Below are 24,854 nucleotides of genomic sequence, written 5' to 3'. Positions count from 1 at the left end.
ATCGCCACTTTTTCAATTAAAGTGAACGTTGCAAATGTTCGATATATTGCTGAATCAAGGCTTCATTGCGGGAAAAATAAGACCATTGCCCATATTTTTCGACTTGAATTAAACCTGCTTGCTGGAGCACCGATAGGTGATTGGACATGGTCGATTGCGAGACTTTACCTAAACGTTCAATGTGCCCCGCACATACGCCTCGTCTAAAGTCACCACATTCGTCACTCGACAAAAATTGTTCAGGATGTTTTAACCATTCCAAAATTTGTCGACGGGTCGGATTCGCCAATGCTTTAAAAATTAAATCAATATCCATAATTCAGACAGGTTCAATCATGTGCAAGCTTGATTCAGCTTTTCTTTAATATATCGTATTTTTTCGATTTTTATATCGAATATTTTAGATATATTGTAAAAAACTGCATCAAACTTGTCTAAGTTATTGATGATACTTGACTTATAAGCCTTGCTTTAAGCTGGCTTCGATAAATTTATCTAAGTCACCATCCAATACTGCACCCGTATTCGAGTTTTCAACACCGGTACGTAAATCTTTAATGCGTGAGTCATCCAAAACGTATGAGCGAATCTGACTGCCCCAACCAATATCCGACTTGGAGTCTTCCAATGCTTGCGCAGCTTCATTACGTTTGCTCATTTCCAGCTCATACAACTTTGCACGTAACTGTTTCCATGCATGGTCGCGGTTGGCATGTTGTGAACGCTGGTTCTGACACGCCACCACAATGCCTGTTGGCGCGTGGGTTAAACGTACCGCAGAATCGGTTTTGTTAATGTGCTGACCACCTGCACCCGAAGCACGGTAGGTATCGGTACGTACATCCGCAGGATTGATGTCAATTTCAATATTGTCATCCACTTCTGGCGAGACAAATACCGCTGAGAATGAGGTATGACGGCGGTTACCTGAGTCAAATGGCGATTTACGCACTAAGCGATGCACACCTGATTCAGTACGTAACCAACCATAAGCATACTCACCTTCTACACGAATCGTTGCCGACTTAATCCCCGCCACGTCACCGCCAGACTCTTCCATCAATTCAGCTTTGAAACCATGGCGTTCAATCCAGCGCATATACATACGCAACAGCATTGAAGCCCAATCTTGTGCCTCTGTACCGCCTGAACCTGCCTGAATTTCCACATAGCATGGATTCGGGTCCATTGGGTTACTGAACATACGACGGAATTCAAGTTTTGCCAGTTCTTCTTCAGCAGAAGATAATTCAGCTTGTACATCTGCCAACAAACTTTCATCATCGGCTTCTACCGCCAAATCTAGCATGGCTTGCGCATCTTCAAGTTGTGTAGTCAAACCATCCAACACATTTAAAACGTTTTCAAGTTCGCCTTTTTCTTTGGCCATGGCCTGTGCACGGCTCTGGTCATTCCAAATTGCAGGATCTTCTAATTCACGTAGAACTTCTTCTAAACGTTCTTTCTTTAGATCGTAGTCAAAGATACCCCCGTAATGTTTGACCACGGTCGTTTAAATCTTTTAATTGGTTTAAATACGGATTAATTTCCACGGGAGCTACTCTCAAATCAATAATTAGCTTAAATAGCCCTCAATTATAGCACAGAGCATTTAGAGATTTTTAGCCACTGCCTGCAATTAGGAATTGACGGCACTGATGGATTTATCAACAATAGCTCCACTTAAAAAAACATAACACTTTTATAACGACAACCACTTTAGGGGTTTATTACATGAAACAAGTTCTTGCGAGTTTAGCTTTGGCACTCATAGCATCCTCAAGTTTTGCCTATGATGCTCAAATAGATACAGGCTTTAGTTATTTTGACCGCGATGATGATATTACTGATGCTGAGGGACAATTCGACCTGAAAGGAACCTTTTATTTTAATCCTGTTATAGTAAAAAATGCACCGCTAAATGAAGCGGCGTTCTTAGGTCACAATAGCAATGCTTCTTTGAGCTATAGCTATAATTACTGGGACAGCAAAACGCTATCCGATGACTTAGGGAATAATGTTTCTCAAGAAAGTAAAGCGCATCATATTGGTGCTGGCATAGAATATTTTGTCGAACAATTTTATTTGAACGGTCAAGTGGGTTTTGGGCAAGCAAAAGATGAAACTAAAATTCAATCGGTGCTTGGTAGCGCTAAATATAAAGAAGATTATGATGCCACGACCTACCGCGCCTTAGTCGGTTATATGCCAATCTCTAACTTACTCCTTGCTACAGGAATTGATGGCTACCAAGGAGATGAAGACAATGACGATAACCGTTTTGCACTAGCTGCCAAATATGTTACTCCTGTTGGTCAAGGACAGTTTATAAATCTTGAAGCGGATGCTGCTTGGGGAGATGTCGACAATATCAACTTAGCGGCCGATTATTATTTTGATCCTGCTTTTAGCTTTGGATTGGCTTATAACATAGAAGATGATGGTAGCGAGGATATCGACTTCTTCTCAGTGCGCTCTAAATATTTCCTCAATCCAAACTTTGCTGTCGGTGGTGCAGTGGGTTTTGGTGATGATGTGCAAGGCTTTAATTTAAATGCAACACTGCGTTTTTAAGATTTTCTGACGTTTAAAGTTTTCAAAAAAACACGCCAAAGGGCGTGTTTTTTAGTATTTTCTACTTACAATTTCGTCGATTATTTCACCATTTTGTATGCTATTCATAGAAAATACACAATTTTAATAAATCACTACAATTATTAAATTAAATATATATCAGGTTCTTAAAGAAAAGTAATTACATGATATTACGCTCGAAACAATTCCGTAACCTTCGCGCTGTTGACGCAATTCAGTTTTGCCCTAGACTAAAAGTGTAACAAAAAATTAATTTATTTTTTAGCCAAGTTTCAGAGGGGTCTCTTCCATGAAAAAATTAGCAATTGCCTCAGCATTGTTCTCTGTCATTGCCATGACTGGAACAGCTCATGCATACCAAGCCGAAGTAGGTGCTTCTGCTGGACTAATCGATCCTGATAACGGCAGCTCAAGCGGTTCTTTTGGTGTAGATGGCACGTATTACTTCAATCCAGTTCAAACCCGTAATGCACCACTTGCAGAAGCAGCATTCTTAGACCGTGCAAGTAACGTTAACGCAAAATATCAGTATGACGAAGTAGGTGATGACGAAGTCAACAATTATGGCGTGGGTGCTGAATACTTTGTTCCAAACTCAGATTTCTACTTGAGCGGTAATATTGGCCGTCAAGATGTGAAATTCAAGAATAGTCCTGACTTTGACACCACACTTTACAGTGCTGAAGTGGGTTACTTACCAGCACCTGGTTTCTTAGTTGCTGCTGGTCTGAAAGGTTATGACAATGACCATGATGACGGTGTAGACCCTACAATCCGTGCGAAATATGTCACTCAACTCAGCAATGGTAAAGACATCAACCTTGAAGCAGGCGCTGCTTTTGGTGACTTAGACGAATACAACCTTGCTGCCGACTATTTCATTGATAAAAGCTTCAGTGTAGGTGCAGACTACTACAGCAATGACTTAAACGATGTCAATGAATTCGGTGTAAATGCACGTAAATTCTTTACTCCGCAAGTGAGCTTTGAAGGTCGTGTAGGTTTTGGTGAAGTTGGTAACAATGACTACAACAAATTTGGTGTAGCAGCAAAATACCGCTTCTAATTGCCAAAGTTATTATCATTTTAGATGAGTATTAAAAAAACCGCTGAATTCAGCGGTTTTTTTTAATTATTGCAAATGCAAAACTCGCAATTGCAAACTGACTTGCCCATTAAAACTATTCTGCTCTAACTCATACACCAAATGTACCGCAGACTGCATTGGATCAAAGCTAAATTTATCTGCCGCATTAAATGCAATCGCATCCACCACTTGCCCATTCCCCAAAGCCAGACGAAGTTTCAAGTGAACCTCCTTTAACCAGCGATAATCCAACACCTGAAACTGTCCTTCAAAGATGGGAGATGGAAACTTTTGTCCCCAAGGAGTCAAATGTTGCAGCAGATGAACCGTATCTAAATTCAATGCCTCGGTCGGTAATACGCCATCCGTCCATAAAGTGGCTTGAAACAGTGCCTCATCCATACTTTGGATGAGCTGAACAAACTGCTGCTTAAATTCATCGAAATGCTGTTTCTTGATGGTTAAGCCTGCGGCTGCGGCATGCCCACCAAAATGGCTGACCAAATGTGGAAACTGCTCTGCCACAGTTTCTATGGCATCACGAATATGAATGCCTTCAATCGATCGGGCGGAACCTTTAATATGCTCACCATCTTCATCAGCAGCAAACACAATCGAAGGACGGTGGAACTGTTCTTTTAAGCGCCCCGCCACAATCCCAATCACCCCTTGATGCCAATGCGGTTCGAACAGAATCAACGCGGCAGGCGTTTCGCTCAGCTCAAGTTTGAATTGTGCCAAAGCAGTTAAAGCATCCTGCTTCATTTGGGTTTCGACCTGACGTCGTTCCACATTCAGCTGATTCAATTGCTGAGCCAAAGGATATGCTGTGCTGTAATCCTCTGCCAACAAACATTCAATGCCAATGTCCATGGTTTCCATGCGTCCCGCAGCATTAATCCGTGGCCCCAAGACAAAGCCTAAATCCTGTGCTTTAAGTTGTGCAACATCGCGCCCCGCAAGTTCCAATAAAACCGAAATCCCAATGCGACACTGTTGTTGCTGAATCCGTTTAATGCCTGCATCTACTAAAATACGGTTGTTATAGTCCAGTGCAGCAACATCCGCATAAGTCCCCAAAGCCACCAAATCCAGATATTGTGCAATCTTGGCACTGGATTTACCTTGCTGAGCACGGCCACTACTTAAATTTGCCAACAGATAGAATGCAACCCCGACCCCTGCCAAGGCTTTACTTGGAAATTCACAATCCAATTGATTTGGATTCACCACAGCCTCAGCAGCAGGGATCTCTTTGGTGGTGAGATGATGATCGGTAATCACCACCTGCATCCCGTGCGCTTGTGCCTGAGCGACACCCGCATGACTAGAAATCCCATTGTCCACCGTGACCAAAACATCAGGCTGAAACTTGGCAAAAGCTAAATCTGCAATCGCAGGAGTTAAGCCATAACCATATTTAAAACGGTCAGGCACCAGATAATTCACTTGTGCGCCCATTTCTCGCAATGCTAAAACCATTAATGCCGTACTGGTAGCACCATCTGCATCATAGTCTCCGACAATCACGATCTTTTTTTGCTGATCTAGAGCTTGATCGAGCAATTCAATTGCCTGAGGCAATCCTTTTAAATTCGGTGCCAAGAGATGTTTCAGCTTTAATTCAAGTTCTTGTTCCGATTGCACCCCACGGCGCGCCAAAATTTGTGCAATAAAAGGCGACACGCCCTGAATATTTTCAGGGCGTGTTAAATAAGGTCGTTGTTTAATTTGTATCTGTGTCATTTAAGGCATCAGTCGTTGTAATGTCCATATACCATCGATTCTTTCATAACTCAGACGGTCATGTAAACGATTTGGTCGTCCTTGCCAAAACTCATAATAATCTGGCTGTAAACGATAGCCGCCCCAAAAAGTAGGCTTATCCAATTCAGGCTGATCCATCACCTGATCTTGCAAATTCTGAAACCGTTGCTGAAGCTCATCACGGCTGGCAATGACACCACTTTGTGGAGTACTTATATGTGCCGCAATCTGGCTGTCACGTGGGCGCTTACGATAATATGCGGTTGCTTCATCTTCCGTAATTTTTTCCACACGACCACTGACACGAATTTGGCGCTCCAATTCTGGCCAGTAAAACAACAGCTCAGCATAAGGATTCTCAACCAAATCTAAGCCTTTTTGGCTGTCATAGTTGGTATAAAAGTCATAACCTGCTTCCGTTGCACCGCGTAACAGTACTGTACGGACATGTGGACGTCCTTGGCGATTTGCTGTCGCCAAATACATCGCATAAGGTTCGTGTAAACGCGCCTCTAGGGCAATATTAAACCAATTGAGAAATTGCTCATGCGGATGCTGTTCAACCTCCGACTCAAGCAATTCCCCTTTTTGATAACTCAACCGCAATTCACTTAAATCTTTAATTAAATCGCTCATTACATTATTCCTTAAGCGGCTTGGGTACGAACCACATCAGCAAGATGATTTGCCAAAGCAGTGACTTCTTCCAGTTGATCACCTTCTACCATGACCCGAATCACAGGTTCTGTACCTGATTTACGGATCAATAGACGGCCACGACCTGCGAGCTGTGCCTCAGCTTTTTCAAATTCAGCCACCATTGCTGGGTTTGCATATGGGTCTATCATGTGCTCTAAACGCACATTGACCAACACTTGCGGGAACAGCTTAAAGTCTGCAACCAGTTCATGCAGTGCCTTTTTCTGCTCAACCATCACTGTCAGTACTTGTAATGCCGCAATAATGGCATCCCCTGTCGTGCTCTTATCCAGCGTTAAAATATGACCTGATGGCTCACCACCTGTGACCCACTGATTTTCTTCAAGGGCTTGGAGTACATAACGGTCACCGACTTTGGCACGTACAAATGGCACTTGAGCTTGTTCTAACGCCAATTCCAGCGCCATATTGCTCATCACTGTACCAACAATACCTTCTGGTTTTTTGCTGGCTTGTGTCGCCAAAATATACAGAATATGGTCGCCTGTAATTTGTTCGCCATTGCGATCCACCATAATCACGCGATCCGCATCGCCATCGAAAGCAATACCTACATCGGCTTTGTGCTCAATAACCGCTTTTTGTAAGTTTTCAGGATGGGTTGAGCCACAGCCTTTATTAATGTTTAGACCATTGGGTTCATTATAGAGTGCAATTACTTTGGCACCGAGCTCTATAAATACGGCAGGTCCTACGTTATAAGCCGCACCATTGGCACAGTCCACCACTATTTTTAAACTCGATAAATCATAATGATACGGGAAAGTCGATTTACAAAATTCAATATAACGACCATTGGCATCTTTTACACGGACACTTTTACCCAAGTTCGCAGTATCTTCAATCAACAAGTCATTTTCTAATTCTTGGTTAATTGCTTCTTGCAAGGCATCCGGAAGTTTTTTACCTTCACCAGAAAAGAATTTAATACCGTTATCAAAATAAGGGTTATGCGATGCAGAAATCACAATACCCAAACTGGCATGTAAGGCACGTGTTAAATGGGCAATTGCAGGGGTAGGCAGTGGACCCAATAAATGCACATAGACACCCGCAGCATTCAGTCCCGCCTGCAAAGCTGCCTCTAAAATATACCCTGATAATCGCGTATCTTTACCTAACACAACAATGGGTTTGTCTTTCTGCGAAATTTTTTTTAAGACTTTCCCAGCTGCAAATCCTAGTTTTAGTGCAAATTCAGGCGTAATTGGTAATTCTCCAAATTTCCCACGAATACCATCTGTGCCAAAATAACTCATGTTTTACTCACTTCTTATAGCTAGGTGCTGTTATCCACCTTTTGTCATAGTGAAATACTTTACACCAAAACAAAAAAGACCGTCATAGTGTTGACGGTCTCTTTGGATCTAAATTACTAAAAATCAACCAACACGATAGTTAGGTGCTTCTTTGGTAATGGTGACATCATGTACGTGAGATTCCGACATACCTGCGGCCGTAATCTTCACAAATTTTGCATTTTGACGTAGATCTTCGATGGTTGAAGAACCCGTATAGCCCATTGAAGAACGTAAGCCGCCCATCATTTGATGTACGATATTGCCCATTGGTCCTTTGTACGGTACACGGCCTTCAATTCCTTCTGGAACCAACTTTTCAGCGCCCGCTTTAGAGTCTTGGAAATAACGGTCAGCCGAACCTGTAGCACCTGCCATTGCACCCAATGAACCCATACCACGGTATGCTTTGTAGTAACGACCTTGGAAGAATTCTACTTCACCCGGTGCTTCTTCAGTACCCGCAAGCAGTGAACCCACCATAATCGTACTTGCACCCGCACCAATCGCTTTCGCCATATCGCCAGAGAAACGAATACCACCGTCAGCAATTAAAGGAATTTGGTCTTTTAATGCATTGGCAACGCTATCAATCGCAGAGATTTGTGGCATACCAATACCCGCAACAATACGTGTGGTACAGATTGAACCAGGACCGATACCAACTTTTACCGCATCTGCACCAGCATCAAGGAGTGCTAATGCTGCATCACCTGTTGCAATATTGCCGCCAATCACCTGGACTTGTGGATAGTTTTGTTTAACCCAACGTACACGTTCGATTACACCCGCAGAGTGACCATGTGCGGTATCTACCACAATCACGTCTACACCCGCATCAACCAATGCTTCTACGCGGCTTGGTGTTTCCACACCTGTACCGACTGCAGCGCCTACGCGTAAACGACCGAGGTCATCTTTACAACTGTTTGGATAAAGTTCTGCTTTACGGAAATCAGTGACCGTAATGAGACCTTTTAATTCGTTGTTCTCGCCAACCACCAATACTTTTTCAATACGGTGTCTCTGTAATAGCGCTTGAATCTGTTCTTTAGATTCACCTTCGCGTACAGTCACTAAACGGTCTTGACCCGTCATAATGCTGCTTACAGGTTGCTCAAGATTGGTTTCAAAACGTGTATCACGTCCTGTCACTATACCAACCACTTTCCCATCTTTCACTACAGGCACACCACTGATGTTGTTGGCTTGCGTAATCGCAATCAACTCACGCACCGTGGTTTCTGGTGTTACTGTAATTGGGTCTTTGACCATACCTGCTTCAAATTTTTTCACACGGCGTACTTCTGCCGCTTGGGCAGCAATATCCATGTTTTTATGCAAAATACCAATACCACCGTTTTGTGACATCGCAATTGCCATACGTGATTCAGTCACGGTATCCATTGCTGCTGAAACGAGAGGGATATTTAAGTTAATGCCACGAGTCAGGCGTGTCTTTAGAGAGACATCTTTTGGGAGGACAGTAGAATAGGCAGGGAGTAATAAGACATCATCGAAGGTTAACGCTTCTTGAACGATGGTCAACATAACAGTCTCACTGGTAATTTCCGTGCGCTATTATAAACAAATTTAGCTTTAAATTTCATTTTTTATTAAAAAAATATCATTTAAAAAAATATAGGCACACGGAAAAGCATTTTCAGCCCCAGTTTCACTGCTAGAGACTGACTTTGATCTATAAGCCAATCTCATTTTCAATTGAGTACAAAGTTAGGTTGGGCAGGTAAAAACACTTTCATCCATTAAGTCAATGCCACATTCCAAGGTTTCAATCCAGTCCAAGAACTGGTTGATCATCTCTTTGCCGATAAACGGCGTACCATGTTGTGGCACAATCATTTCAATATCCATGCTACGCACCATCTTCACCCATAAGCGAATGACTTTATTGGAACACATATAGCGTTGATGAAACCCTTTCATTTTCGGAATATGTGAAGAAAAATTTTCCAATGGCTTATTGGCATCATCCACCATCGAAGCGCCCATATCACCTGAAAATAAAATTTTTGCAATTGGATCGTAAAATTGAAAATTCCCGACTGAATGCAGAAAATGAGCAGGAACAACGACAATACTTGATTCGCCCAAAGGAATGATTCCACCGTGGTCTGGCAATTCGATCAAGCGTTCCAACCAGCCACCTTTCATGCGGTCACTCATAAAGGCAGAGTTTAAATGGGGTAAAAAGCGTGCCCAAAGCTTTGAAGCAACCACTTTGGCATCGCTATACACCAACCAGCGTGGCATTGAGGTAATAATGTCAGGATCTTGGTGTGAAGCCATCACATAATCCAGATTAGTTAAACGGGTGTATTTATTCAGCTCCATCGTTAAAGGGACATAGGTCAAATCACCCCCCGGATCTAATACCGCAGCGCGCTCATGATCTAAAATCAGAAACTGGTTTGCCTGTACGCCTTCACCTTTAACCAAACTGGTAAAACTGATGCACTTATGTGTGCCATTATCAAATAACACTTGTGATGTGGTGCGATCAAAAGCCATAGCAAAACCCCAATAATTCTATTCTATTAAGTACAATTTTTAATTCCCTATAACATAAAGGGAAATAGTTGAACTTACAATAAATATACAGAGCTAGTTTTCACTTTTTGGCACTTATTTGTCTGATTTATCTGATAAAAAACCCAACTGTTTTGCTGGGTTTTCTAAAAAAGCTCGCTTAGAAGAAATAATGCTGCACTAAGGTCGAGACCCCGATAATCAAGAAGATGACTGCGCCAATTTTATGAATTAATGAAATTGGTAACTTATCTGCCAACTTATTCCCAACAAAAACTGCGGGTGCGTTTGCCAACATCATACCTACAGTGGTGCCTGCCATCACCCAGAAAATGCTGTCATAACGCGCAGCCAAGGCCACAGTTGCAATTTGGGTTTTATCACCAATTTCTGCCAAAAAGAACAAGACGAAGGTTGCGCCGAATACGCCAAATCTCTGCCACTTATTGATGCTATCGGTCTCATCATCCAGCTCATCTGGAATTAACATCCAAGCTGCCATACCGATAAAGCCAAGGGATAACACCCAAATCAACACTTCAGGACTTAAAACCGTGGTGATCCACTGCCCCAATACCGCAGATAAGCCATGGTTAATCAGCGTTGCAACTAAAATTGCAATCAGAATAGGGATAGGTTTACGGAAACGTGCAGCCAATAATAAGGCAAGAAGTTGGGTTTTATCACCCATTTCAGCGAGTGCGACAATTGCTGTCGAAATGAGGAACTCATGCATAACATCTTTTCTCTGGCTAGCAAAATTTGCCTATGACTTACCCCTCCTGCTAGCCAAAATCAAATCGATTGATGCAGAGTGGTAAATCAAAGGTCTTGCCAACAAAAAAAGCTGTTTGATAAGCTTATTTGGTTCTTTGCTATGATGACCATGTTCTGTGGAACAATTATGTTGATCATCACCTTTTTACATAGCGTAAAAAGCGGCTACTCCCCAATGAATCGCAACTATTATACAAAATTTACTCAAGTTTTCCACTCTTTCGTTTTTATTTTATCATTACGCAGATTGGTTCTCTTTTGGGTTAAAACTGGAATTCTAAGCGTTGGCATAACCAGATGGCGATTCGACACAATCCCAACAACATCGCCAAACCGACATTAAAACCAAGCCAAGCGACACTTCCCCAGCCGCTGGCACCACCAATATGCTGTGCCTGATATTCCATCGAGAACACGATCGTGGCGGTGAAAATTTCCAGCCCCATCACCAAATAGGTAATCCATTGCCATGGAAAATGCAACACACTCAGCCAAAGTCCCATTAACACCAAAACCAGCAACAATAACGGCAGCATAGACTTAAAAATACAAACACTTGTATGCGACTCCCTGCATTCACTTCTACTTTTCCCTTCATTTTAACCAAATCAAACCAGTTCTTTAAACTTCACAACAGATTTTGACGATTTTTCCAATTCCATCACAATAAAAAACCCCGCCGAAGCGAGGTTTGAAGTACTGATTGAAACAATGACTAGATCAGTAAACTACGGATATCTGCCAGCAGCTTAGTTAACTTGTTGGTGAAACGCGCTGCATCCGCCCCATTAATCACACGGTGATCGTAGGACAATGACAGTGGAAGCATCAATTTCGGATCAAAACCTTGCCCGTTCCATACTGGCTGCATGGTCGCTGGCGAAATACCGAGAATCGCAACTTGTGGCCAGTTCACCAACGGTGTGAATGCTGTACCACCAATTGAACCTAAGCTGGTAATGGTAAAGTTCGCACCTTGCAAGTCTTTCGGAGAAAGTTTTTTATCACGCGCTTTTTGACCCAGCACACCTAGTTCAACCGCAATTTGCTTAATTGATTTTTGGTCAGGATGACGTAATACAGGTACGGTTAAGCCATCTGGTGTCGCAACGGCAATCCCCATATGGATTTCGTTACGCAACAAGACTGACTTACCATCATCTGCTAAGTGACTTGCAAAATCACGCTCTTCTTTCAATAGATGCGCAACAGCTTTAATAATGAATGCCATAATGGTCAGGCTAATGCCATCTTTCTTAAAGTTACCTTTAAGATCATTACGCCAAGCTTCAAGTTCAGTAATATCAGCCAAATCAAACTGCGTAACTTGAGGAATAAAGTTGTTCAATGACAATTGCGGAATTGATACTTGCTGCAAACGCGTCAGCACTTTTTCTTCCACACCACCAAAAGCAGTGAAGTCAGGAAGCTTTGGCAAACCTGAAACAGCAGGTGCTGCCGCAGCAACTGGAGCTGCTTGCGGTGCTGTCAAACGTGCTTTCACATAGGCAAACACATCTTCTTTCATTAAGCGACCATGTGGACCAGAGTTTTGCACCTGTGCAAGTACAACACCTAATTCACGCGCCAATTTACGTACCGCAGGACCTGCATATACTTTTGCATTTTCTGCACTTTGCTCTTTGGTTAGTTTATCTACCCCAGTTGTTTCTGGTGTAGCTTCAACTTTAGCAGCAGACACAGCAGGAGTCGTAGACGCTTGTGGTTGAGCTTTTGCAGGAACTGTAGCAGGCGTTTGTACGGCTGGCGCTGCCGATTCACCCTCAATGGTCACCAAAGGCATACCTTGCGCGACACTTTGTCCAGCAGAAACATGAATGGCTTTAATCACACCCGCAGTCGTGCTTGGTACTTCTACCGTCGCTTTGTCAGACTCCACCACAATAATGCTTTGATCGTTCTCAACACGATCGCCGACGCTCACCAGAATCTCAGCGACAGTGGCTTTGTCGACACCTAAGTCGGGTACTGTAATTTCGACTGCACCTGTTGCAACAGGTGCTGCGGTAACAACGGCTGCCTGTTGTACAGATTCAACTGCTGGTGCTGATGATGCAACACTTGCTGGTGTTGTTTCTGTTGGAGCTGTAGCACCTGCCACTTTCACTTTTAACAGCACTACACCTTCTTTAACCGTATCGCCTGTTTGAATTTCAACACTTTCAACCGTGCCAGCAACCGTACTCGGTACTTCAACCGTGGCTTTATCCGATTCAACCACCACGATACTTTGATCAACTTCAATTGTATCGCCAGCTTTGACCAGGATTTCACCCACAACCGCTTTTTCAACACCAATGTCTGGTACTTGCACATCAACTACAGCACTTGTCGCTGGTTGAGTCGCGACAGCAGGAGCTGCAACTTCTGGTGTGGCAACCACTGGAGCAGGTTCAGCCACTTTTTCTTCCACTTTTGCTGCGACAGGAGTGGCAGCAACATCTGATTCAAGCTCAATCAGTACAGCGCCTTCAGACACTTCATCGCCCACTGCGACACTGATGCTTTTAACCACACCTGTTGAAGTGCTAGGCACTTCAACAGAGGCTTTGTCAGACTCAAGTAAAACGAGACTGTCATCAACAGCAATCTGATCGCCAACTTTTACTAAAATTTCTGCAACCGTGGCTTTATCCACGCCAATATCAGGTGTTGTGATTTGCATGCTTAGTTCTCCTCACCTGATTGTTCTTTGTAGTCCGCAACTGGGTGAACTTCAGGGTGCGCCTGAGGAGCCCATGCCACTGGACGGTCAGTGTCTAACTCAAAGTTAGAAATTGCATCTTTCACTAAACGTGCATCGACTTCACCTTCGTCAGCTAATTTTTTCAAAGTAGCAACAACGATGTGTGCAGCATCAACACCAAAGAAACTACGCAAGTTCGCACGTGTATCTGAGCGACCATAACCATCTGTACCCAATGCAACAAATGGGCGGCCATCTGGAAGATATGCACGGATTTGTTCGCTATACGCACGCATATGGTCTGTTGCTGAAACAACAATACCTTCTGTACCGCGTAATTGTTTAGACACCCAAGACTCTTTCACTTCTTCAGTAAGTGGGTGTAAACGGTTGTATTCTTCACACGCCATACCATCACGAGACAATTCATTGAAGCTTGTTACACTCCAAACGTTCGAATGGATTTGGTATTCGTCACGTAAAATTTTCGCAGCTTTAATCACTTCACGTAGAATCACGCCTGAACCCATGAGCTGAACCGTAGCTTTTTCATCTTCCTGCAACAAGTACATGCCGCGTTTGATGCCTTCCTCAGCGCCTACTGGCATTTCAGGATGCTCGTAGTTTTCATTCATTACCGTTAAGTAATAGAACACACGCTCTTGGTTCACATACATACGCTGTAAACCGTCATGCACAATTACTGCTAACTCATAACCGAAACATGGGTCATAAGACACACAGTTTGGAATCGTATTCGCCAAGATATGTGAATGACCATCTTGGTGCTGTAAACCTTCACCGTTCAATGTGGTACGACCAGCAGTAGCCCCTAACAAGAAACCTTGTGCTTGTGCGTCGCCTGCTGCCCATGCAATGTCGCCAATACGTTGGAAACCAAACATTGAGTAGTACATGTACATTGGAATCATTGGCAAGTTATTGGTTGAATAACTGGTTGCCAACGCTGCCCATGCGCTCATCGCACCTGCTTCGTTGATCCCTTCTTGTAGCATGTGACCGTCTTTGGCTTCACGGTAATGCATCAATTGTTCTTGGTCTTCTGGTGTATATTTTTGACCGTGAGCGGCATAAATACCCAACTGACGGAACATACCTTCTAAACCAAACGTACGCGCTTCATCTGGAACGATGGGTACTACGCGGTCTTTAATTGCTTTTTCTTTAAGTAAAGAAGCAATTAAACGAACCATCACCATGGTGGTGGATTGTTCTTTGCCCGCAGAACCTTTTAATACTGCATCAAATACCGACAATTCAGGAATGGCTAATTGCTCACTCTCTTTACGACGTGCAGGTAAATAGCCACCTAAAGCTTCACGACGCGCCTTCATATACTTCATTTCTGGCGAGTTTTCACTTGGGCGATAGAATGGAAGCTCTTCTAATTTATCATCTGTAAATGGCAGGTTAAAACGGTCACGTACATATTTCAAAGAGTCGATCTGCATTTTTTTGATTTGGTGAGTCTTATTCACCGCTTCAATTTCTTCAGACAAACCGTAACCTTTAACCGTTTTCGCAAGAATAACGGTTGGTTGACCTTTAGCTTTCATTGCTTCTGCATAGGCAGCAAAAACTTTGTACGGGTCATGACCACCACGGTTAAGATTATCGATGTCTTCATCGCTTAAATCTTTTACAAGTTCCGCAGCTTCTGGGTACTTGCCAAAGAATTTCTCACGCGTGTATGCACCACCTTTCACTTGATAGCGTTGGTATTCACCATCAACAGTTTCTTCCATGACTGCTTTTAAAGCGCCTGTACTGTCTTTTGCAAGTAGCGGATCCCAATGACGGCCCCATACCACTTTAATGACACGCCAGCCCGCACCACGGAATAAAGATTCTAATTCTTGAATGATTTTACCGTTACCACGTACAGGACCATCGAGACGCTGTAAGTTACAGTTCACCACCCAAATGAGGTTATCAAGTTTTTCACGACCAGCAAGTGAAATTGCACCAGTACTTTCTGGCTCATCCATCTCACCATCGCCAAGATAAGCCCAGACTTTACGATCTTCTTCTTTGATCAAGCCACGGTTCATCAAATATTTTTGAATGTGCGCTTGATAAATGGACATGATTGGACCAAGACCCATTGATACCGTTGGGAATTGCCAATAGTCCGGCATTAAGTATGGATGTGGATAGCTTGGTAAACCATTACCGCCAACTTCACGGCGGAAATTACTTAACTGTTCTTCAGTCAAACGTCCTTCAAGGAATGAACGTGCATAAATACCAGGAGCACAGTGTCCTTGGTAATAAATCATATCTCCGCCAAAGTTATTGCTGTTTGCGCGGAAGAAATGGTTAAAACCTACATCATATAATGTTGCAGAAGAGGCAAAACTTGCCAAGTGACCACCTAGGTCATCACCTGTTTTATTTGCACGTAATACCATTGCCAAGGCATTCCAACGGATCAGCGCACGAATACGGCGCTCCATATCCTGATCACCTGGCATGGCTGGGGTTTCTTCAACAGAAACGGTATTTAAATAAGGAGTGTTTAAGCGCTGAATAGGAACATGTTTCGCGATCGCACGTTGATATAATTTTTCTAATAAAAATGCAGCGCGCTCTGTTCCCATGTGTTTTAGAACCGAATCGAAAGCATCTTGCCATTCTTGGGTTTCTTGCGCATCTGTATCGCCATAAAACGCCATAATCCACCTATTCCTTAAGCTTAATCTATTATGTATATGTACCATACTTTGGTATTAGAAGTTATCGCTCTAGCTGAATACGGGCAGGTACCACTATTTATAAAATAAATAATTGCTGACGATTTAACACTCAAATTAACAAAAAATCGCCAATAATGTTGTTTTTTTATACAAATAAAACTCTTCTGCCTGATAGTATGAAAAAAGATACAGAAAACGTCACTACTTTGGTGCAAATATTGGAAACAATAAAAAGGCAGCGTATGGGAAAGAGGTAAGACCCAATACACTGCCTTTCGAAGAATTCTAAGCTTAAATAGTCAGGTGCGATTACGGCAACATGGCTAAATAAGTCGATGGATTTTTACGCTGACCATCTTTTACAACTTCATAATGTAAATGTGGGCCAGTACAACGACCTGTACAACCAACATTGGCAATATGTTCACCCGCATCTACGCGGTCACCGACACGCGCAATTAAACGTGAAGCATGTGCATAACGCGTGATGTAACCATCGCCGTGGTTAATTTCAACATATTGACCATAGCCAGAACCCCAACCCGATTTGGTTACAACACCAGAACCCGTTGCATAAATTGGTGTACCACTTGGCGCTGACAAATCTAAACCTGAATGATGTTCAGCACGTCCACCCATAGTACGACCACCAAAATTTGAGCTGATGCGTTTCATGTCTGGCAATGGATGAGTCACTAACCATGAATAAGGACTATTTGAAGATGCAGAATACGAAGTTTTTGTGCCGTATTTTTTAGCAATTGATTCGTTGTTTAGTTCAATAGTTTTTTCACGCAATTTGACGGACATTTGCGTACTTGCAGGAATATCGATGTCTTCAGGTTCAGCATATGAACCTTGCGCTAAAGTTTGAGTCAATTGTTCAATACGATCTGGTGAAGCCGTGGTATTAGAATTTAATTGAACTAAATCAGCGAAAGCGACCGATGCGGTCGAAGCCGCTAAAGAAAACGCCAATAAAATACGTCTTGTGTGCATAAAAAACCTCTTTAAACTGTTCTTACAAAAGTTCCTTGCGTGATCTCTTCCTTGATATCTACTGAAAGGAGCGCATAAGCTTAAGACACAAATATGAAGGTAATATGTATGTCTGAACCAGAGAATCTCTTTCAACAAACAAGAAAACGCATAAAAACAGGAAACTTATCGTTTCTCTCAACGCAAGTTGCTGCATGGCAGAAACTTAGCAAACTCATTCAACCGTTATTGCCTCAACCAGAGCAATGGCAGGTTGCTTGTTATCAATATGGTGTTTTGACCGTAACGGGTGAAAATCAAGCGATGGTGAGTCAACTAGGTTACTTACAAAAGCAATATATTGTTCAATTGGCTCAACTAGAAGAACTCAAAGATTTACAAAAAATACAGGTTCGTTTAAGAGTTTCCTCAACAACCACACCTGCTCCTGAACCATCTTCACGATCTCTTAGCCCAGAAACCCAAGATTTATTAAAAGGGGCTGCTGACTTTGTGAGCGACCCTAAGCTTAGCCAAGCAATGCTACGTTTGGCAAGCAATAAAAAGTAAGCTAGGGCTGGGTTTAGAAAATGCTTCGATCAAAAAAGCGACTTAATTCTCATTTTTATTTGTTATATTATAACGTAGCCCATATAAGACAATGACTTATGTCACACTTACATAAGGGATTGGACATTGATCTATGTCATCAAATGTTACAATTTCATAGCTGGTTGGATCACTTTGAACATTGCGTAACAATTGGTTATTCAGGGCATGACCTGACTTATATCCATCAAATTTCGCAATAATTTGATGTCCTAATAAATATAAATCGCCTACGGCATCTAATATTTTGTGACGAACAAATTCATCAGAGAAGCGCAAACCTTCTTCATTGACCACGCCAGTATCATCTACACCAATGGCATTGTCTAAACTTGCTCCTAAAGCCAAATTGTTGGCTTTTAAGTAATCCAAGTCCTTCATGAAGCCAAATGTACGTGCCTCACTGACTTCGTACACAAAAGTTTCAGTTGAGAAATCAATGGTGGCAGACTGATATTCTTTTTTAAAGGCAGGATGATCAAAATCGATGGTGAAATTCAGTTGAAAACCTGAATGCGGCGTGAAAATTGCACGCTTATCATCAATTAATGCTTCTACAGGCTTTAAGATTCGGATAAATTTTTTGGGTGCATTTTGCTCAATCAACCCACCTTGCATTAACAGGTAGATAAATGGGCCAGCACTGCCATCCATAATCGGCACTTCTGAAGCAGAGACCTCGATAATTAAATTATCAATACCCAAACCTGCAATCGCACTCATGACGTGCTCAATGGTACCTACTTTGGCATCATCCTGAACCAAGTTAGAGCACATAAATGCTTCTTGAATCAGCATCGCATCGGCTTGAATATCCACAGGTGGATCTAAATCAATACGACGGAACACAATACCCCCATCCACATGGTGCGGCACAAAGTTCATTAATACCTTTTGCCCACTATGAAGACCAATACCGCTCGCTTTCACGACACGTTGCAGGGTACGCTGTTTCAACATGCTTTTTCTATCATCTGCCCATAAATCCGCTATACGTTAGCATATTTAGCCATTGATAAAAAACAAAAAGGTAGCGATAACGCTACCTTTTATAGTGTTTTAAAAGCAAGTTATTGAAAAATAATTACTTACGTTGCTGATTTTTCAAATAATCTTGAATACTCATTGGTGTTGGACGTGACGCACCAGCAGATGAAGCCGCATTAATTGCAGAAGCATCCGCCTGCTGACGCTGAATTGCAGGAACGTCATCTTCTTCAACCACAGCATGTGTCGTTGCAGAACGTGAAACCTGCGTAGTTGCACGCTTCACAGGTTCAATCGCATCTGCCGAATTGCGGGTTAAACCAGTTGCAATCACAGTCACGCTAATTTCATCACGCGCATCTGGATCAAATACCGTACCGTAGAAAACTTGACCTTCATCCAAGTCCACAATTTGGTTCACAACATCGGTGATTTCTTCAATTTCACCAAAGGTGACATCATCACCACCTGTCACATTAATCAAAATACCCTTCGCATTCATAATGGTCACGTTATCTAATAACGGACTACGAATCGCTTGTTCTGCAGCTTGACGCGCACGATGTTCACCACGACCTGAGCCTGCACCCATCATGGCATAACCACGGGTACTCATTGCGGTTTTCAAGTCAGCAAAGTCAAGGTTAATGTGACCAGGGCGAACCACTAAATCGAAGATACTGCGTACTGCATTGAGTAACACGTCATCCGCCTTTTTATAAGCATCCTTCATCGAGATATCGCGGAATACTTTTAACAGGCGCTGGTTTGGAATAATAATGAGCGAGTCGACATGCGCTTCTAAAGCCTCAATGCCTTTTTCAGCAGACTGTTGACGACGCTTACCTTCAAAATTAAACGGCGTAGTCACTACACCCACCGTTAAAATACCCATTTCTTTGGCAATTTCTGCAACGACTGGAGCAGCACCTGTACCCGTACCACCACCCATTCCTGCGGTCACAAACACCATGTCAGTGCCTTCTAAATGCTGGCGGATCAACTCACGGCTTTCTTCGGCCGCCGTTTGACCCACTTGAGGATTCGCACCTGCACCTAAACCACGAGTACTTTGTTCGCCTAACTGGATTTTAAATTGTGCATTCATACGATCTAAAGCTTGCTTGTCCGTATTGGCACAAACAAATTTCACACCTTGAATATCTGATTCCAACATGTGTTGAACAGCATTACCGCCTGCACCACCTACACCAAATACAGTGAAACGGGCTTGACCGTTGCTATCGTTCTGATCATCTTCTAAAAATTCAAATGAGGCCATGACCTTTAAATTTCCTAATTCGTAATTGGCAGTCACTTAAGCCCGTATACTGCCTTGATCTGCATAAATAAAATTGATTTTAGAATGCTGTTCAATGTTTAGCTTGTCAAGTATTGACCGCTTAACGTACAACTTCCAAACAATATTCCTTAAAAATACCACTAAAAAATAGATTTCAACTTATCATTTAGTCCTGACCATGCGCGTCCAGCACGTTTCCAAAACGAAAGTGTTTCAGGATCTACGGTTTCTACCAAGGTCTCTTGCGGATCCCCTTGACTGAACATCAACAAGCCTGCCGCCGTTGCGTATTGGGAACGACGTAGTGAAGCCAAATAAGGTTCATCGGCATAAACTTGTACAGGTGGATTGCCCAAATGCGCTGAAATACCCAACATCCGGCGCACTAGACTGACCATCCCTTCAATCTGACAAGCATCACCCGTCAAGACCACACCATGATATAAGCCATGAATTGCCCCGCTACGCTCAAGTGCTTCTCGAACTTGGGTCAAAATTTCTTCATAGCGTGCAATCATAATGTCGGATAATTCAATTCGGCTGATAGTTTGCGGACCATCAATGCCTTGAATTTGAATCATATGATCAGGTTTCACCACTTTTAAGTCGACACAACCATAAAGCAACTTAATTCTTTCTGCTTCTTCTGTCGTGGTCTGTAAGACAGCAGCAATATCACGTGTTACATGTTCACCGCCACGCTGTAAGGTTTCCGCCATCGCCAGACGCCCATCTAAATAGACCGCAAGATTGGTGGTTCCAGCGCCCATATCGAGCAAACAAACCCCATATTCTTTTTCGTCTTTCAGCAAACTGGCTTCTGCCGTTGCCAAGCAGGACACCACCATTTTTTCTACGGTGATGTTTGCGCCTTTCATGGCACGATCCAAATTTTGCATGGTACTGATGGGTAACATCATCAACTGATAATGCCCTTTCATCGTGTGCGCGGACATCCGAATTGGATTCTGTACCCATTCTGGAGAATCATCCAATTCGAAACCAAGCGGAACTGCACTCACCAAATAATGATCTGAAGTGACATGGCTGGCTTTGGCCAACTCTAATGCTCTGACCACTTCATTGGTGCTAATACTATGTTCAGCGTTTTCAATTGGGGTACGCCCCGAAGCATAAAAACTTTTTAATTCTGCACTTGGAATAGAAACCCAAGCCGAATGCACACGGCACTCAGCCATATCTTCCGCTTCCTGAACGGCATTTTTTATCGCCGTGATGACTTTATCCAAGCTCACGATTTTGCCTTTGTTCATACCGCGGTTACGTGCAGTCGCCATCCCAATGACTTGAATCTTATCTGGGGCATGCACCTTACCAATCAAAACTGAAACTTTATGTGTCCCAATGTCAATCGCAACAACTGAGGGAACAGCTTCACTCATTATTTACTACCATTACATGTTTGTTTAATTTATGGCTTTACGCCTCTATTTATAAAGCCAACCATTATGGCTTTGCATTTATCCCATCCGCAATGCTTGTGTCATTAATCGTTACAACAAAGTGACCATTTACAGTTTTGGGTGGGGCTGCGCTTTTCCATTGAATCGCTAGGCCGTTCCTATAGCGTAAATCGATTGCTGAGATTTGTGACCACACAGGTTTCAAATCACTTTGTGCGAGATGACTCAAGCGTTGTAGCTTACTCATGGTTTGATCTTGATCAACAATAACACGTAATCCAGAATCAAACTGCATAAACCAAGTCATACGCTCCGTTAAATATAATTCTTTTAGCCGAAGGTTGACTGGAAGGAATAATTGATTAATTTCATTATAGCGACGCATCATGGTTTTGGATTGGCTAATTGGCCCATGAAGCAACGGCAATTGTTGATAATTTTTGGGTGTCACTTCAGCAAAAACATCACCGCTATCGCTCAGCAAGCGCCCAGTTCCCCAACGGGCAATCGCATGGCGAGGCATTACTCGAACGCGAATTGCATTCGGCCATGCCCGAGAAACCACAACTCGATCTACCCATGACAACTCTAAAGCGCGGTCACGGATTTGTTCTAAATCAGAAGTAAAATAATTATTTTGTAAAGTTGGTGCCACGTGCAACATCACTTGACGATGCTCAGCATCGGAACGCGTTCCAACCACATCCAAATCCGCGACACGTGCATCGGTCATGACTTTGTATAAGCCAAATATTCCAGCAGCCAAGACCACAAAAGCAATGACCAAGAGCAACCAACCACCCACGTTAGTCAACTGTTCTTTTCGCGTGGGTGGTTTGTCGTGAATCGAGGTAATTGCAGCGCGTTTGCGCCGCATCGATGCTGGAAGTTGAGCCATAACTTAGTGTGCTGCACCTGTAAGTGTTTGTTCTAAAATTGCAACACATAACGCATCAAAACTATAGCCTACCGCATTGGCAGCTTTGGGCACCAATGAGTGACTGGTCATGCCGGGTACTGTATTCACTTCAAGTAACCAGAAGTTGCCTTGTTCGTCCTGCATGGCATCAATACGCCCCCAACCACTTGCCCCAACCGCTTGGAATGCGCGTAAACACAATGCTTGTAGACGTTGTTCTTCCGCTTCCGTTAAACCACACGGAATACCATATTGCACATCATTACGTTGATATTTCGCTTCATAATCATAAAAAGCCACATCCGCAGGAGGTTGCAAACGAATCACAGGTAAAGGCTGACCATTTAAAAATGAAATGGTGAATTCACGTCCTGTAATCCATTTTTCCGCCATCACCACCGCATCGTGCTGAGTTGCTTTAGCAATTGCAGCAGCCAAATCTTCAGCTTTTTCAACCTTACTCATGCCTACACTAGAGCCTTCGTGTACAGGCTTAATAATGAGCGGCAAGCCTAAGCTTTCAACCACTTCAGCTAAATCACTGTCTTTATCAATAATGCGGTACGGTGCAGTTGGTAAGTCTGACCCTTGCCAAATTTGCTTGGTTTTAACTTTGTCCATACCAATGGCAGAACCTTGAACACCAGTTCCTGTATAAGGAATGTTTAACCACTCCAATACACCTTGAATCTGACCATCTTCACCGCCACGACCATGCAAGACAATAAAGGCCCGATCATAATTGACCAATTCTGTCACACTACGATTCTGAGGATCAAATGCCTCAGCATTTACCCCAGAACGAATCAATGCTTCAAGTACAGCCTGACCACTATCGAGAGAAACCTCACGCTCAGCTGATTTACCACCAAGCAACACGGCAACTTTGCCGAACTTTGAAGCATTTGACACGTTTTTATCCTTAAACTGTTATAACTTTTAATTGAAACCGAAGACGGCAATTAATCTACATATAATTGATGCTGCGCCAGCTCAACTGAGATAGCTCCAACATTACCTGCGCCTTGTGTTAATAACAAGTCATTCGCTTGTAACACTTTACGCATTACATTCGGCAAGTTCCCTTCTACTGGATCGACCAAGATGGGCTCAACTTCACCACGTAAACGAATACTACGGGCCAATGCACGACTGTCCGCACCCACAATTGGTTTTTCCCCAGCAGGATAAACTTCTAATAACAGCAATTGATCCACTTGTGACAACACATCAACAAAATCATCAAAACAATCACGGGTACGACTAAAGCGGTGTGGCTGGAACAACATCACCAAACGACGGTCTGGATGGCTGGCACGTGCTGCTTTAATGGTCGCTTCTACTTCTTTCGGGTGATGTCCATAGTCATCCACCAATTTTACATTGCCTTCGCCCAGCTCAAACTCACCTTGAACTTGGAAACGACGCCCCACACCACTGAAACCTTCTAGTGCACGTGCAATCGCAGCATCGGATACCCCTTCATCGGTGGCAATACCAATCGCAGCAAGGGCATTTAAAATGTTATGCAAGCCAGGCAGGTTAATGGTCAGGCGTAAAGGCTCACGATCTTTACGTAATACGGTAAAGTGTGACTGCATGCCTTCTTGTGCAATGTCTACCGCACGAATGTCATTGTCTTCGTTAAATCCGTAAGTCACCAATGGACGACCAATGCGCGGCATAATTTCACGGATGTTGGCATCATCACCACACACCACGGCCAAACCGTAAAATGGCATTTTTTGTAAAAACTGTATAAAAGTGTCTTTCAGCACATCAAAGCTGCCACCATAGGTGTCCATATGATCAGCATCGATATTGGTCACAATGGTTGCCATGGGCTGTAAATGCAGGAAAGATGCATCTGACTCGTCCGCTTCAGCCACAATAAAACGACTTGCACCCAGCGCCGCATTAACGCCAGTACGATTTAACAAACCACCAATCACATACGTTGGATCGAGGTTTTCTTCAGCCAACATACAAGTCACAAGACTAGTGGTTGTTGTTTTACCGTGTGTTCCTGCGACGGCAATCCCATGACGGTAACGCATTAATTCACCCAACATTTCAGCACGGCGGACTACAGGTGTGCGGTGTTCAATTGCTTCTTTAATTTCAGGGTTTTCTGGATCAATGGCTGTTGAAACCACCAAAACATTCGCGCCTTGAATATTTTCAGCAGCATGCCCGATATAAACTTTAATGCCGTTTTCTTCGAGCTGTAGCGTGGTTTTTGATGCCTTGATATCTGAACCAGACACTTTATAGCCTTGGTTTTTCAATACTTCCGCAATGCCGCACATCCCAGCACCACCAATACCCACGAAATGGATGTGCTTAATACGACGCATTTCAGGGATTTTAATTAATTTCTTTGCTTGATCAGCAGGTGTAGATGGAGACATAGCTT

21 protein-coding genes and 1 riboswitch are annotated in these 24,854 nt (G+C 43.1%); of the genes, 3 read left to right on the top strand and 18 right to left on the bottom strand.

Going from position 1 to position 24,854, the window contains the following annotated elements:
• Window positions 1–16 precede the first annotated feature (16 nt).
• On the bottom strand, window positions 17–316 hold the full coding sequence (locus M5E07_RS00645; RefSeq protein WP_016168823.1) for an ArsR/SmtB family transcription factor: 300 nt from the start codon (window positions 314–316) through the stop codon (window positions 17–19).
• A 141-nt stretch (window positions 317–457) separates the two neighbouring features.
• Window positions 458–1,553, bottom strand: a protein-coding gene (gene prfB, locus M5E07_RS00640; RefSeq protein ID WP_116759117.1) for a peptide chain release factor 2 whose coding sequence is annotated in 2 segments (ribosomal slippage) — window positions 458–1,480 and window positions 1,482–1,553 — 1,095 coding nt in all. Because the reading frame shifts where the segments join, the coding sequence is not laid out codon by codon here.
• 181 nt (window positions 1,554–1,734) lie between these two features.
• Between prfB and M5E07_RS00635 the strand changes: the two genes are divergently transcribed.
• Both M5E07_RS00635 and M5E07_RS00630 read left to right on the top strand, forming a co-directional pair.
• Complete coding sequence (locus tag M5E07_RS00635; RefSeq protein WP_252221028.1) at window positions 1,735–2,574, top strand: putative porin; 840 nt, start codon at window positions 1,735–1,737, stop codon at window positions 2,572–2,574.
• Window positions 2,575–2,884: 310 nt separating this feature from the next.
• Window positions 2,885–3,661: a putative porin gene (locus M5E07_RS00630; RefSeq protein WP_116759119.1), complete on the top strand. Its 777-nt coding sequence runs from the start codon at window positions 2,885–2,887 to the stop codon at window positions 3,659–3,661.
• Window positions 3,662–3,727: 66 nt separating this feature from the next.
• Here the strand turns inward: M5E07_RS00630 and recJ are convergent, their stop codons facing one another.
• The 10 genes from recJ to M5E07_RS00580 all read right to left on the bottom strand — a co-directional run bounded on the left by recJ (window position 3,728) and on the right by M5E07_RS00580 (window position 17,217).
• Window positions 3,728–5,428: a single-stranded-DNA-specific exonuclease RecJ gene (recJ, locus tag M5E07_RS00625; protein ID WP_252221021.1), complete on the bottom strand. Its 1,701-nt coding sequence runs from the start codon at window positions 5,426–5,428 to the stop codon at window positions 3,728–3,730.
• Window positions 5,429–6,085, bottom strand: coding sequence for a pyridoxamine 5'-phosphate oxidase (pdxH, locus tag M5E07_RS00620; protein WP_252221019.1), 657 nt, complete (start codon window positions 6,083–6,085; stop codon window positions 5,429–5,431).
• 11 nt (window positions 6,086–6,096) lie between these two features.
• A complete protein-coding gene (gene glmM, locus M5E07_RS00615) occupies window positions 6,097–7,428 on the bottom strand; it encodes a phosphoglucosamine mutase (RefSeq protein WP_116759122.1) in 1,332 nt (443 codons plus the stop codon).
• 123 nt (window positions 7,429–7,551) lie between these two features.
• Window positions 7,552–9,018: an IMP dehydrogenase gene (gene guaB, locus M5E07_RS00610; RefSeq protein ID WP_116759123.1), complete on the bottom strand. Its 1,467-nt coding sequence runs from the start codon at window positions 9,016–9,018 to the stop codon at window positions 7,552–7,554.
• A gap of 183 nt (window positions 9,019–9,201) precedes the next feature.
• Window positions 9,202–9,999 (bottom strand): oxygen-binding di-iron domain-containing protein, encoded by a 798-nt coding sequence (locus M5E07_RS00605; protein WP_131325615.1) that lies wholly within the window; start codon window positions 9,997–9,999, stop codon window positions 9,202–9,204.
• Window positions 10,000–10,177: 178 nt separating this feature from the next.
• Window positions 10,178–10,753, bottom strand: a complete 576-nt coding sequence (locus tag M5E07_RS00600) for a TMEM165/GDT1 family protein (protein ID WP_252221010.1) — start codon at window positions 10,751–10,753, stop codon at window positions 10,178–10,180.
• Between the two features lie 84 nt (window positions 10,754–10,837).
• Window positions 10,838–10,980: riboswitch (yybP-ykoY riboswitch) on the bottom strand.
• 77 nt (window positions 10,981–11,057) lie between these two features.
• Window positions 11,058–11,330, bottom strand: a complete 273-nt coding sequence (locus tag M5E07_RS00595; protein ID WP_252221008.1) for a hypothetical protein — start codon at window positions 11,328–11,330, stop codon at window positions 11,058–11,060.
• Between the two features lie 179 nt (window positions 11,331–11,509).
• The gene (locus M5E07_RS00590; protein WP_252221006.1) at window positions 11,510–13,480 is read right to left on the bottom strand and encodes a 2-oxo acid dehydrogenase subunit E2; all 1,971 of its coding nucleotides are present in this window, start codon (window positions 13,478–13,480) and stop codon (window positions 11,510–11,512) included.
• A 2-nt stretch (window positions 13,481–13,482) separates the two neighbouring features.
• Complete coding sequence (gene aceE, locus M5E07_RS00585) at window positions 13,483–16,197, bottom strand: pyruvate dehydrogenase (acetyl-transferring), homodimeric type (RefSeq protein ID WP_252221003.1); 2,715 nt, start codon at window positions 16,195–16,197, stop codon at window positions 13,483–13,485.
• A gap of 330 nt (window positions 16,198–16,527) precedes the next feature.
• Entirely contained in the window at window positions 16,528–17,217 is a 690-nt protein-coding gene (locus M5E07_RS00580; RefSeq protein WP_116759129.1) for a M23 family metallopeptidase, read from the bottom strand.
• Between the two features lie 108 nt (window positions 17,218–17,325).
• Between M5E07_RS00580 and M5E07_RS00575 the strand changes: the two genes are divergently transcribed.
• Window positions 17,326–17,766, top strand: coding sequence for a DUF721 domain-containing protein (locus M5E07_RS00575; RefSeq protein ID WP_116759130.1), 441 nt, complete (start codon window positions 17,326–17,328; stop codon window positions 17,764–17,766).
• A 96-nt stretch (window positions 17,767–17,862) separates the two neighbouring features.
• Here M5E07_RS00575 and lpxC read toward each other — a convergent pair whose 3' ends face one another.
• The 6 genes from lpxC to murC all read right to left on the bottom strand — a co-directional run bounded on the left by lpxC (window position 17,863) and on the right by murC (window position 24,849).
• Window positions 17,863–18,765, bottom strand: coding sequence for a UDP-3-O-acyl-N-acetylglucosamine deacetylase (gene lpxC / locus M5E07_RS00570; RefSeq protein ID WP_252221001.1), 903 nt, complete (start codon window positions 18,763–18,765; stop codon window positions 17,863–17,865).
• Window positions 18,766–18,889: 124 nt separating this feature from the next.
• On the bottom strand, window positions 18,890–20,074 hold the full coding sequence (gene ftsZ, locus M5E07_RS00565; protein WP_252220999.1) for a cell division protein FtsZ: 1,185 nt from the start codon (window positions 20,072–20,074) through the stop codon (window positions 18,890–18,892).
• 161 nt (window positions 20,075–20,235) lie between these two features.
• Window positions 20,236–21,498: a cell division protein FtsA gene (gene ftsA, locus M5E07_RS00560; protein ID WP_016168840.1), complete on the bottom strand. Its 1,263-nt coding sequence runs from the start codon at window positions 21,496–21,498 to the stop codon at window positions 20,236–20,238.
• A 64-nt stretch (window positions 21,499–21,562) separates the two neighbouring features.
• Entirely contained in the window at window positions 21,563–22,417 is an 855-nt protein-coding gene (locus tag M5E07_RS00555; protein ID WP_116759133.1) for a cell division protein FtsQ/DivIB, read from the bottom strand.
• A 3-nt stretch (window positions 22,418–22,420) separates the two neighbouring features.
• Window positions 22,421–23,350 (bottom strand): D-alanine--D-alanine ligase, encoded by a 930-nt coding sequence (locus tag M5E07_RS00550; protein ID WP_252220997.1) that lies wholly within the window; start codon window positions 23,348–23,350, stop codon window positions 22,421–22,423.
• 50 nt (window positions 23,351–23,400) lie between these two features.
• Window positions 23,401–24,849, bottom strand: a complete 1,449-nt coding sequence (gene murC / locus M5E07_RS00545) for a UDP-N-acetylmuramate--L-alanine ligase (RefSeq protein ID WP_252220995.1) — start codon at window positions 24,847–24,849, stop codon at window positions 23,401–23,403.
• Window positions 24,850–24,854: the final 5 nt, after the last annotated feature.

It is taken from the genome of Acinetobacter tibetensis (assembly GCF_023824315.1).
GTDB classification, from domain to species: Bacteria; Pseudomonadota; Gammaproteobacteria; order Pseudomonadales; family Moraxellaceae; genus Acinetobacter; species Acinetobacter tibetensis.
Note: the sequence above shows the minus strand (reverse complement) of the source record. Positions and strands in the feature narration are given on the sequence as shown.

What these genes read in the sequence shown, in the direction of transcription:
- ftsZ (WP_252220999.1), bottom strand. Translation starts at nt 20,074, where the DNA reads ATGGCCTCATTTGAATTTTTAGAAGATGATCAGAACGATAGCAACGGT.
- pdxH (WP_252221019.1), bottom strand. Translation starts at nt 6,085, where the DNA reads ATGAGCGATTTAATTAAAGATTTAAGTGAATTGCGGTTGAGTTATCAA.
- M5E07_RS00575 (WP_116759130.1), top strand. Translation starts at nt 17,326, where the DNA reads ATGTCTGAACCAGAGAATCTCTTTCAACAAACAAGAAAACGCATAAAA.
- murC (WP_252220995.1), bottom strand. Translation starts at nt 24,849, where the DNA reads ATGTCTCCATCTACACCTGCTGATCAAGCAAAGAAATTAATTAAAATC.
- M5E07_RS00600 (WP_252221010.1), bottom strand. Translation starts at nt 10,753, where the DNA reads ATGCATGAGTTCCTCATTTCGACAGCAATTGTCGCACTCGCTGAAATG.
- M5E07_RS00590 (WP_252221006.1), bottom strand. Translation starts at nt 13,480, where the DNA reads ATGCAAATCACAACACCTGATATTGGCGTGGATAAAGCCACGGTTGCA.
- lpxC (WP_252221001.1), bottom strand. Translation starts at nt 18,765, where the DNA reads ATGTTGAAACAGCGTACCCTGCAACGTGTCGTGAAAGCGAGCGGTATT.
- aceE (WP_252221003.1), bottom strand. Translation starts at nt 16,197, where the DNA reads ATGGCGTTTTATGGCGATACAGATGCGCAAGAAACCCAAGAATGGCAA.
- M5E07_RS00630 (WP_116759119.1), top strand. Translation starts at nt 2,885, where the DNA reads ATGAAAAAATTAGCAATTGCCTCAGCATTGTTCTCTGTCATTGCCATG.
- M5E07_RS00635 (WP_252221028.1), top strand. Translation starts at nt 1,735, where the DNA reads ATGAAACAAGTTCTTGCGAGTTTAGCTTTGGCACTCATAGCATCCTCA.
- M5E07_RS00605 (WP_131325615.1), bottom strand. Translation starts at nt 9,999, where the DNA reads ATGGCTTTTGATCGCACCACATCACAAGTGTTATTTGATAATGGCACA.
- guaB (WP_116759123.1), bottom strand. Translation starts at nt 9,018, where the DNA reads ATGTTGACCATCGTTCAAGAAGCGTTAACCTTCGATGATGTCTTATTA.
- ftsA (WP_016168840.1), bottom strand. Translation starts at nt 21,498, where the DNA reads ATGAGTGAAGCTGTTCCCTCAGTTGTTGCGATTGACATTGGGACACAT.
- M5E07_RS00555 (WP_116759133.1), bottom strand. Translation starts at nt 22,417, where the DNA reads ATGGCTCAACTTCCAGCATCGATGCGGCGCAAACGCGCTGCAATTACC.
- recJ (WP_252221021.1), bottom strand. Translation starts at nt 5,428, where the DNA reads ATGACACAGATACAAATTAAACAACGACCTTATTTAACACGCCCTGAA.
- M5E07_RS00580 (WP_116759129.1), bottom strand. Translation starts at nt 17,217, where the DNA reads ATGCACACAAGACGTATTTTATTGGCGTTTTCTTTAGCGGCTTCGACC.
- glmM (WP_116759122.1), bottom strand. Translation starts at nt 7,428, where the DNA reads ATGAGTTATTTTGGCACAGATGGTATTCGTGGGAAATTTGGAGAATTA.
- M5E07_RS00645 (WP_016168823.1), bottom strand. Translation starts at nt 316, where the DNA reads ATGGATATTGATTTAATTTTTAAAGCATTGGCGAATCCGACCCGTCGA.
- M5E07_RS00595 (WP_252221008.1), bottom strand. Translation starts at nt 11,330, where the DNA reads ATGCTGCCGTTATTGTTGCTGGTTTTGGTGTTAATGGGACTTTGGCTG.